We start from the raw sequence: 9,347 nt of genomic DNA on the forward strand, positions 1-9,347 counted from the left end.
AGCGCCGCGTGGTGTATGACTTCGTCAACGTGGTCAACGGCGAAGCCAACCTGCAACAGGCTCTGATCAAAGACAAGCGTCTGGAAAACCTCTACGTACTGGCCGCCAGTCAGACCCGCGACAAAGACGCGCTGACTGTCGAAGGCGTGGAAAAAGTCCTGATGGAGCTCAAGGAACAATTCGAGTTCGTGGTCTGCGACTCCCCGGCGGGCATCGAAAAAGGCGCGCACCTGGCCATGTACTTCGCTGACGAAGCGATCGTCGTGACCAACCCGGAAGTGTCCTCGGTACGAGATTCGGACCGCATGCTCGGCCTGCTGGCGAGCAAATCGCGTCGCGCCGAACGTGGCGAAGACCCGATCAAGGAACACCTGCTGATCACCCGCTACCATCCAGAGCGTGTTGAAAAGGGCGAGATGCTTGGCGTTGAAGACGTCAAGGATATCCTCTCGGTAACGCTGCTGGGCGTGATCCCGGAATCCCAGGCGGTGCTCAAGGCATCCAACCAGGGCGTACCGGTCATTCTCGACGATCAGAGCGATGCCGGTCAGGCGTATAGCGATACCGTCGACCGCTTGCTGGGCAAAGAAAAAGCCCACCGTTTCCTCGATGTCGAGAAGAAGGGATTCTTCGAGCGCCTGTTTGGAGGTAGGTAATGAACCTTTTTGACTTCTTTCGTGCCAACAAAAAGCCAAGTACCGCCTCGGTAGCGAAAGAGCGTCTACAGATCATCGTGGCGCATGAGCGCGGCCAGCGCAGCACGCCGGATTACTTGCCAGCCTTGCAGAAGGAACTGGTCGACGTGATCCGCAAGTACGTCAACATCGGCAACGACGACGTACATGTTGCACTGGAAAGCCAGGGCAGTTGCTCGATTCTGGAACTCAACATCACCCTGCCTGATCGCTGAGTCGATACGGCAGGAACGACGGCGGCTCAGGGCCATTCCCAAACCGGAATGGCCCTGAGCCGCCGTTGGCATTTGTTACGAGGCTGTTTTAATGCCGTTGTCCAACATCCGCATCATCCATCAGGACGCCGCCGTACTGGTGGTCGACAAACCGACCCTGCTGCTCTCGGTGCCCGGTCGCGCCGACGACAACAAGGACTGCCTGATTACCCGCCTGCAGGAAAACGGCTACCCGGAAGCGCGCATCGTCCATCGTCTGGACTGGGAAACCTCCGGCATCATTCTGCTCGCCCGTGACGCCGACACTCACCGCGAACTCTCGCGCCAGTTTCACGACCGAGAAACCGAAAAGGCCTACACCGCATTGGCCTGGGGTCAGCCTGAACTGGACAGCGGCAGCATCGACCTGCCGTTGCGCTACGATCCGCCGACCAAGCCGCGCCACGTGGTCGATCACGAATTCGGCAAGCATGCGCTGACCTTCTGGCGCGTGCTGGAACGTTGCGGCGACTGGTGCCGCGTCGAGCTGACACCGATCACCGGTCGCTCGCACCAGTTGCGCGTACACATGCTATCCATCGGGCATCCGCTGCTCGGTGACGGGCTATACGCCCACGAACAGGCACTGGCAGCTTGGCCGCGTCTGTGCCTGCACGCGAGCATGCTCAGCTTCACCCACCCGCAAACCGGTGAGCGTCTGCGCTTCGAGTGCCCGGCGCCGTTCTGAATGGCACCGCCGAACCCATGTGGGAGCGAGCCTGCTCGCGAAAGCGGTATTGCATTCAACATTGATGTTGACTGATCAATCGCTTTCGCGAGCAGGCTCGCTCCCACAGGGGATCCGGTTCAGATTCAATTCCACGTTCAATGCGTTAAACTCCCGCCCATTGCTGTCTGGAGCTTCTTATGCGCGAAGAGTTGAACCAAGGCCTGATCGACTTCCTCAAGGCCTCCCCTACCCCGTTCCACGCCACCGCCAGCCTTGTTCAACGTCTGGAGGCCGCCGGTTTCGTGCGCCTCGACGAGCGCGAGCCATGGACTACCGAGCCCAACGGCCGCTACTACGTTACTCGTAACGACTCCTCGATCGTCGCGATCAAAATGGGCCGTCACTCACCGCTGCACGGTGGCATCCGCCTCGTCGGGGCACACACCGACAGCCCGTGCCTGCGGGTCAAGCCACAACCGGAGCTGCAACGTCAGGGCTTCTGGCAATTGGGCGTCGAAGTCTACGGCGGCGCGCTGCTGGCGCCGTGGTTCGACCGCGATCTGTCGCTGGCCGGCCGCGTGACCTTCCGCCGTGACGGCAAGGTCGAGAGCCAGTTGATCGACTTCAAGGCACCGATCGCGATCATTCCCAACCTGGCCATTCACCTCAACCGTGAAGCCAATCAGGGCTGGGCGATCAATGCTCAAACCGAACTGCCGCCGATCCTCGCGCAATTTGCCGGTGACGAACGCGTCGACTTCCGCGCCGTACTCACCGATCAACTGGCCCGCGAACACGGCCTCAACGCCGATGTGGTGCTCGATTACGAGCTGAGCTTCTACGACACGCAAAGCGCTGCGGTGATTGGCCTGAACGGCGACTTCATTGCCGGCGCGCGCCTCGACAATCTGCTGTCGTGCTACGCCGGCCTGCAAGCCTTGCTCACAGCCGAGACCGACGAAACCTGCGTGTTGGTCGCCAACGACCACGAAGAAGTCGGCTCCTGCTCAGCCTGCGGTGCCGATGGCCCGATGCTCGAACAGACCCTGCGTCGCCTGCTGCCGGAAGGTGACGAGTTCGTCCGCACCATCCAGAAATCGCTGCTGGTCTCGGCCGACAACGCCCACGGCGTACACCCCAACTACGCCGAGAAGCACGACGCCAACCACGGCCCGAAACTCAACGCCGGCCCGGTGATCAAGGTCAACAGCAACCAGCGCTACGCCACCAACAGCGAAACCGCCGGGTTCTTCCGTCACCTGTGCATGGCCGAAGAAGTGCCGGTGCAGAGCTTCGTGGTGCGCAGCGACATGGGCTGCGGCTCGACCATCGGCCCGATCACCGCCAGCCACCTGGGCGTGCGCACCGTCGATATCGGCCTGCCGACCTTCGCCATGCACTCGATCCGCGAACTGTGCGGCAGCCATGACCTGGCACATCTGGTCAAAGTGCTGAGCGCCTTCTACGCCTGCCGCGAGTTGCCGTAACAATTCGGCACGACACGCCCCCTGTAGGAGCTGCCGCAGGCTGCGATCTTTTGATCTTGTGTTTTATAAATCAAAAACAGGATCAAAAGATCGCAGCCTGCGGCAGCTCCTACAAGTGGAAACCGACCTAGACTCAAATCATCCCTTCCGACAAGGCAGTCACCATGATCTCGATGTCCTCCTTCCACGCCATGCTCATTCCCATCCTGAGCGGAATGATCCTGCTGGCCGTCGGCTTCAACTTCCGCGACAAGAACGCCGGGGTGTTCGCCATGTGGATCGGCATGCTGACGATACTCGCCACCGTGGTCTACAAGATCCTCGCCAAACTCAACGAATAAATCCGCGCCCGGCTCGCATTGATTAATGCGGCCTCGTACACTCCAGCGAATCCGCCCCTTGCGAGGTTGACCGCCTAGTGTTTGCTCGTCTTTTTGCTCTACCCTGCCTGTTCCTCATCTGCCTGATGACGCTGCTGCCCATGGCGCCCGCCCAAGCGGTCGGTCTGCCGGGCCTGCTCAACACCACCAAGACGCAGCCAGAAGCCCAGGAACCGCTTGGCCAGTCCCTTGACGAAGTCATCAAGTCGCTGGAAAACGACAAGCAACGTGCACAATTGCTGACCGATCTGAAGAAACTGCGCGACGCCACGAAAAAAGCCCAGGCCTCTCCCGAAGAAGGCGTGCTCGGGTTGATTGGCGGCACCCTGGCCAATTTCGAGAAACAGTTTTCCGGAGCTGGCAGCCCGGTCACTCGCTGGTCCAACGAATTCGATCTGGCCAAAGATGAACTGAAAGCGCTGATGCTCCCGGCCAGTGAATGGCTGCCGATCATTTTCGGCTTCGCCATGATTCTCATGGTCTGGAGCCTGCTTGCCGCCGCGCTGATCTGGGTCAGTCACCGGGTGCGCATGCGCTTCGGACTCACTGAAGAACTGCCGCAACACCCCAGGGCCGTCGACATGCTGCGCTTCGCATTGCGCAAGCTCGGGCCGTGGTTGATCGCGTTGGTGATCACCGTCTACATGAGTTATGCGTTGCCGTCGTCTCTGGGCAAAAGCCTGGCGATGGTGCTGGCCTACGCGCTGGTGGTCGGCACCTGCTTCTCGGCGATCTGCGTGATCGCTTTTTCCCTGCTCGACGGCCCACACCGCCATCGCGCGTTGTACATCCTGCGCCATCAGGCGTTTCGGCCGTTGTGGCTGATCGGCAGCTTCGCCGCCTTCGGGGAGGCGCTGAACGACCCGCGCCTGATCGAGAGCCTCGGCGTACATCTGGCGCACACCGCCGCGACCATCGCCAATGTTCTCGCTGCGCTGTCGACCGGGCTGTTCATCCTGCGATTCCGCCGGCCGATCGCCCACCTGATCCGCAACCAGCCGTTGTCCCGACGCCTGACCCGACGCGCGCTCAGCGACACCATCGAAATCCTCGGCACCTTCTGGTACGTACCAGCGCTGGTGTTGGTCGGCATCTCGCTGTTCGCCACCTTCGTCTCCGCCGGCGACACCAGCACCGCGCTACGCCAGTCGCTGATCTGCACCGTACTGTTAGTGTTGTGCATGGTGATCAACGGCCTCGTGCGCAGGCACTCGCTGAAACCGCAACGCGGGTCAAAACGCCACGCGCTCTATTCCGAGCGCCTGAAAAACTTCTTCTATACCCTCGCGCATTTGCTGGTGTGGCTGGTGTTCATCGAACTCGGCCTGCGCGTGTGGGGCCAGTCGCTGATCGGTTTTGCCGAAGGCGAAGGGCATGACGTCAGCGTCAAACTGTTCAGCCTGATCGGCACACTGGTTTTCTCCTGGCTGATCTGGATCCTCGCCGACACCGCCGTGCACCACGCCCTCACTCGCTCACGCAAAGGCCTGGCCAACGCGCGGGCGCAAACCATGATGCCGCTGATCCGCAACGTGCTGTTCGTGGCGATTTTCATCATCGCGCTGATCGTCGCCCTGGCGAACATGGGCATGAACGTCACGCCACTGCTGGCCGGTGCCGGTGTGATCGGTCTGGCTATCGGTTTCGGTGCACAGTCGCTGGTGGCGGACTTGATCACCGGCCTGTTCATCATCATTGAGGACTCGCTGGCCATCGACGATTACGTCGACGTCGGCGGCCACCTCGGCACCGTCGAAGGCCTGACCATCCGCACCGTGCGCCTGCGCGACATCGACGGCATCGTCCACACCATCCCGTTCAGCGAAATCAAAAGCATCAAGAACTACTCACGGGAATTCGGCTACGCGATCTTCCGCGTGGCGGTGCCGTACAACATGGAAATCGACGACGCGATCAAACTGATGCGCGACGTCGGCCAGAAAATGCGCACCGATCCGTTGCAACGCCGCAATATCTGGTCGCCGCTGGAGATTCAGGGTGTAGAGAGTTTCGAGTCCGGCAGCGCGATTCTGCGCGCCCGCTTCAAGACCGCGCCGATCAAACAGTGGGAAGTTTCCCGAGCCTTCAACCTGTCGCTCAAGCGCCATCTCGACGAAGCCGGGCTGGATCTGGCGACGCCACGCATGAGCGTGCAAGTGATCACCGCCGGTGGTGGCCAGCCGAAGGAATAGCACTTAGGCACGACGTTCGGGTCACAGGCTGGGAAGCCAAGAATAATAAACAAGGAGAAACCCGATGCAGCTCACACGTATTGCCCAAGCCGTTCTGTTCACCTTGTTCGCCGGCCACGCCGGGGCTGCCACGATGGACAGCACCCGCGAACAAATCGCCACGCAGGCCAAGGCACTTGAGCCCGAACTGCTGGAAACCCGCCGCGACATCCACGCCCACCCGGAACTGGGCAACACAGAAAAACGCACGTCCGAATTGGTCGCCAAACAACTGAAAGCCATGGGCCTTGAGGTGAAAACCGGCGTCGCCCGCACCGGCGTCGTCGCCATCCTCAAAGGCGCCCTGCCCGGCCCGACCGTGGCTCTGCGCGCTGACATGGACGCGCTGCCGGTCAAGGAAGTCGCGGACCTGCCGTTCGCCTCGAAAGCCAAAGGCACCTACCTCGACAAAGAAGTCGACGTGATGCACGCCTGCGGCCACGACGCCCACACCGCGATCCTGCTGAGCACGGCGAAAATTCTCACAGGCATGCGCGACACTCTGCCCGGCACCGTGGTGTTCTACTTCCAACCCGCCGAAGAAGGCCCAAGCGACTTCATCCCCGACGGCAAAAACACCTGGGGCGCGAAAATGATGGTCGAAGAAGGCGTGATGAAATCACCCAAACCCGACGCCGTTTTCGGCCTGCACGTCTGGGCCGGCGTCCCGGCCGGCCAGATCGCCTACCGCCCGGGCGCCACCCTCGCCAGCTCTGACGACCTGCGCATCAAAATCCTCGGCAAACAAACCCACGCCGGCCGCCCCTGGGACGGCATCGACCCGATCACCGTCGGCGCCCAAACCATCGTCGGCCTGCAAACCGTGGTCAGCCGCCGCACCGACATTTCGTCTTTCCCGTCTGTCGTCAGCATCGGCACCATCAACGGCGGCACCCGTTACAACATCATTCCCGAATCCGTCGACATGACCGGCACCATCCGCTCCTACGACTACGGCATCCGCCAGAAACTGCATGCGGACGTGCGCCAGACCGTCGAGAAAATCGCCGAAAGCGGTGCTGCGAAAGCCGACGTCACCATCATCGAAAAATACGACCCGACCATCAACAACCCGGCACTGACCGAAAAAATGCTGCCGACATTGAAGTGGGCGGCCAAGGATGATGTGGTGAATGCGCCGCTGGTGGGTGGCGCGGAGGACTTCTCGTTCTTTGCCAAGGAAGTGCCGGGGCTGTTTGTGTTTCTCGGCGTGACTCCGCGAGACCAAGACATAAGCAAGGCCGCGCCGAATCACAATCCGGGGTTCTTTGTGGATGAGTCAGCGTTGGTGGTGGGCGTGAGGACACTGGCATCGTTGGCGACGGATTATTTGTATGCCAATGCCGGGGCAGCCAAATAGAGATGGAGTGACTGTGGGGGCGCCTTCGCGAGCAGGCTCGCTCCCACAATTGGATCGCGACAGCCTGACAGAACTTGTTCTACTGTCAGGCCGCCATCGCTGGCAAGCCAGCTCCCACAAAAAAGCAAAAGCAAACCGCATCCGCTCTTCACCACTCAACAGGATGAGCGTTAGCTCGGCTGCGGCTCTTGATCTGAAGGCCCGTCGGCAGGCTGAGTGGAGGGATTGATCCGGGGGTGGGAGCGCAGCGACCGTTCGACGAAGTCGAACACATCGAAAGGAGGTGCAGCGAAGCAAACCGGAAGCGATGCGCCCGGATCAATCCCGGAACGAAGGAACCCGAGCCACGGCGAGGGCCGAACGTCAGGGTAAAGACCTTTGCTTCCTTTGGGGCGTTTGCCAAAGGGAGTCGACCGTCAGGGCGAAACCATAAGAAGCCATCACCGCAGCAACGGATATTCACCCAACCGATCAAACGACATCGACCCCGACATGAATCGCATCATGCCGCCAAAACTCCAGATCACAATCAATCAACCGCTCATGCTGATCATAATTGACCCGAGCAATCCGCAACCCCGGGCTCCCCACCGACACCCGTAAAGCCGCCGCCGCATCCACCGACAACGACGTAGGCACGATCTCAAACCGCACCCGCCCATAGTGCAAATCGTAATGCCGCGCATACAACTCAGTAATCGACTGATTCAAATCAAACTCTAAAATCCCCGGGAAATACTGCGGATTCAAATAGTGCTCTACATAAAGCACCAACCGCCCATCAATCCGCCGCGACCGACAAATCTGAATCACACTCGACAACGCCGGCAACTGCAACCAGGCACACACCGCCGCCGAAGCCGGTTGCAGTCGAGCCGAAATCACCTCGGTCGAAGGCACCCGCCCCTGCGCACTGACCATCGCGTGAAAGTGACTGCGCTGCATCAGGTTGTAGGCCAGACGCGGTGGCGAAACGAACCAGCCCCGCCGCTCCTCACGATAAATCTGCCCCTGCGCCTCCAACTGCAACAACGCCTCACGCACAGTAATCCGCGTCGTGCCAAACAACTCACTGAGCTTGCGCTCGGCCGGCAACTTACTGCCAGGCGCTAATAAGCCGTGGTCAAGTTGCTCCTGCAACACCTGGCCAATCGCTGTCACCGCTTTTGTTGCCTCATCGCGCATCAACGTTACCTACCTGGACTAGACCAGCACTGTTTCAGGGCAAAAACCGAACGACCTGCAAGCCGTTAACGAGTGTTGCAAGCCTAGGCAGTGCAGATGACCAACAGATGACAAACCTGCTCAACGGTCGCCTTAACGACTTGCAATACATCGGCCAAGTCCCTTGCCCGCCGGGGCTTTGAGCATGGTCTACGCTTATCTGGCAGCCGCCGATACCGGGCAAATAAAAGGCCTGAAGCAAGGCCACCGACATGAAAGTGTCATCCAGCCCCCTTAAATTGGCTCAGGTATTGCTGACCTAGACCAACACAAACCGCAATCGCAGCGTTGAACACGACCAAGGAGCTTCGGAATGAAACAGCTTTTCCTGGCAACACTGTTAGGCTCGACCATTGCAATGTGCACCGCCGCCATGGCGGCCGACACTGATCTGAAAACCCTCGAAGCCGCTGCGAAAGCGGAAGGCGCCGTCAACAGCGTCGGCATGCCCGATGACTGGGCCAACTGGAAAGGCACCTGGGAAGACCTGGCGAAAAAATACGGTCTGAAACACATCGACACCGACATGAGCTCGGCCCAGGAAATCGCCAAATTCGCTGCGGAAAAAGACAATGCCAGCGCCGACATCGGCGACGTTGGTGCCGCCTTCGGCCCGATCGCGGTCAAGCAAGGCGTGGTGCAACCGTACAAGCCAAGCACCTGGGACCAGATCCCGGACTGGGCTAAAGACAAGGACGGCAACTGGGCACTGGCCTACACCGGCACCATCGCCTTCATCGTCAACAAGAAGCTGCTGCACGGTTCCGACGTACCGACCAAATGGGCTGACCTCAAGGGCGGCAAATACAAGGTTTCCATCGGTGACGTGAGCACCGCTGCGCAAGCTGCCAACGGCGTTCTGGCCGCAGCGCTGGCCAACGGTGGCGACGAGAAGAATATCCAGCCTGCCCTGCTGCTGTTCGCAGACATCGCCAAGCAAGGTCGCCTGTCGATGGCCAACCCGACCATCGCCACCATGGAAAAAGGCGAGATCGAAGTCGGCGTGGTCTGGGACTTCAACGGCCTGAGCTACAAGGCCAAGATGG

General features: G+C 60.3%; 9 protein-coding genes. 8 read left to right on the forward strand and 1 reads right to left on the reverse strand.

What is annotated here, in order from left to right; all coding sequences use genetic code 11:
• The 7 genes from minD to ACIOVB_RS25015 all read left to right on the forward strand — a co-directional run.
• Window positions 1-656 (forward strand): septum site-determining protein MinD (minD, locus tag ACIOVB_RS24985; protein ID WP_401271984.1); only part of this gene is annotated, 656 nt, incomplete at its 5' end.
• Entirely contained in the window at window positions 656-910 is a 255-nt protein-coding gene (gene minE, locus ACIOVB_RS24990; protein ID WP_003223146.1) for a cell division topological specificity factor MinE, read from the forward strand. The genes minD and minE, both read left to right, overlap by 1 nt.
• Window positions 911-1,001: 91 nt before the next feature.
• Window positions 1,002-1,637 (forward strand): RluA family pseudouridine synthase, encoded by a 636-nt coding sequence (locus ACIOVB_RS24995; protein WP_007960625.1) that lies wholly within the window; start codon window positions 1,002-1,004, stop codon window positions 1,635-1,637.
• Between the two features lie 179 nt (window positions 1,638-1,816).
• Window positions 1,817-3,106, forward strand: coding sequence for a M18 family aminopeptidase (locus ACIOVB_RS25000; protein ID WP_187681369.1), 1,290 nt, complete (start codon window positions 1,817-1,819; stop codon window positions 3,104-3,106).
• A 164-nt stretch (window positions 3,107-3,270) separates the two neighbouring features.
• On the forward strand, window positions 3,271-3,447 hold the full coding sequence (locus ACIOVB_RS25005; protein ID WP_305442182.1) for a hypothetical protein: 177 nt from the start codon (window positions 3,271-3,273) through the stop codon (window positions 3,445-3,447).
• 77 nt (window positions 3,448-3,524) lie between these two features.
• Window positions 3,525-5,678 carry a mechanosensitive ion channel domain-containing protein gene (locus ACIOVB_RS25010; protein ID WP_401271985.1) on the forward strand — a complete coding sequence of 718 codons (2,154 nt, stop codon included), beginning with the start codon at window positions 3,525-3,527 and terminating at the stop codon, window positions 5,676-5,678.
• 64 nt (window positions 5,679-5,742) lie between these two features.
• A complete protein-coding gene (locus ACIOVB_RS25015; protein ID WP_401271986.1) occupies window positions 5,743-7,077 on the forward strand; it encodes an amidohydrolase in 1,335 nt (444 codons plus the stop codon).
• Between the two features lie 471 nt (window positions 7,078-7,548).
• Here the strand turns inward: ACIOVB_RS25015 and ACIOVB_RS25020 are convergent, their stop codons facing one another.
• A complete protein-coding gene (locus ACIOVB_RS25020) occupies window positions 7,549-8,262 on the reverse strand; it encodes a UTRA domain-containing protein (RefSeq protein WP_187677495.1) in 714 nt (237 codons plus the stop codon).
• Between the two features lie 352 nt (window positions 8,263-8,614).
• On the opposite strand from ACIOVB_RS25020, the gene ACIOVB_RS25025 reads away from it, so the two are divergent.
• Window positions 8,615-9,347, forward strand: a 733-nt coding sequence (locus ACIOVB_RS25025) for an ABC transporter substrate-binding protein (protein ID WP_401271987.1), incomplete at its 3' end; no start/stop codon positions are given.

It is taken from the genome of Pseudomonas sp. NPDC087639, assembly GCF_044743385.1.
GTDB lineage: Bacteria > Pseudomonadota > Gammaproteobacteria > Pseudomonadales > Pseudomonadaceae > Aquipseudomonas.

What these genes read in the sequence shown, in the direction of transcription:
- ACIOVB_RS24995 (WP_007960625.1), top strand. Translation starts at nt 1,002, where the DNA reads ATGCCGTTGTCCAACATCCGCATCATCCATCAGGACGCCGCCGTACTG.
- ACIOVB_RS25020 (WP_187677495.1), bottom strand. Translation starts at nt 8,262, where the DNA reads ATGCGCGATGAGGCAACAAAAGCGGTGACAGCGATTGGCCAGGTGTTG.
- minE (WP_003223146.1), top strand. Translation starts at nt 656, where the DNA reads ATGAACCTTTTTGACTTCTTTCGTGCCAACAAAAAGCCAAGTACCGCC.
- ACIOVB_RS25005 (WP_305442182.1), top strand. Translation starts at nt 3,271, where the DNA reads ATGATCTCGATGTCCTCCTTCCACGCCATGCTCATTCCCATCCTGAGC.
- ACIOVB_RS25015 (WP_401271986.1), top strand. Translation starts at nt 5,743, where the DNA reads ATGCAGCTCACACGTATTGCCCAAGCCGTTCTGTTCACCTTGTTCGCC.
- ACIOVB_RS25000 (WP_187681369.1), top strand. Translation starts at nt 1,817, where the DNA reads ATGCGCGAAGAGTTGAACCAAGGCCTGATCGACTTCCTCAAGGCCTCC.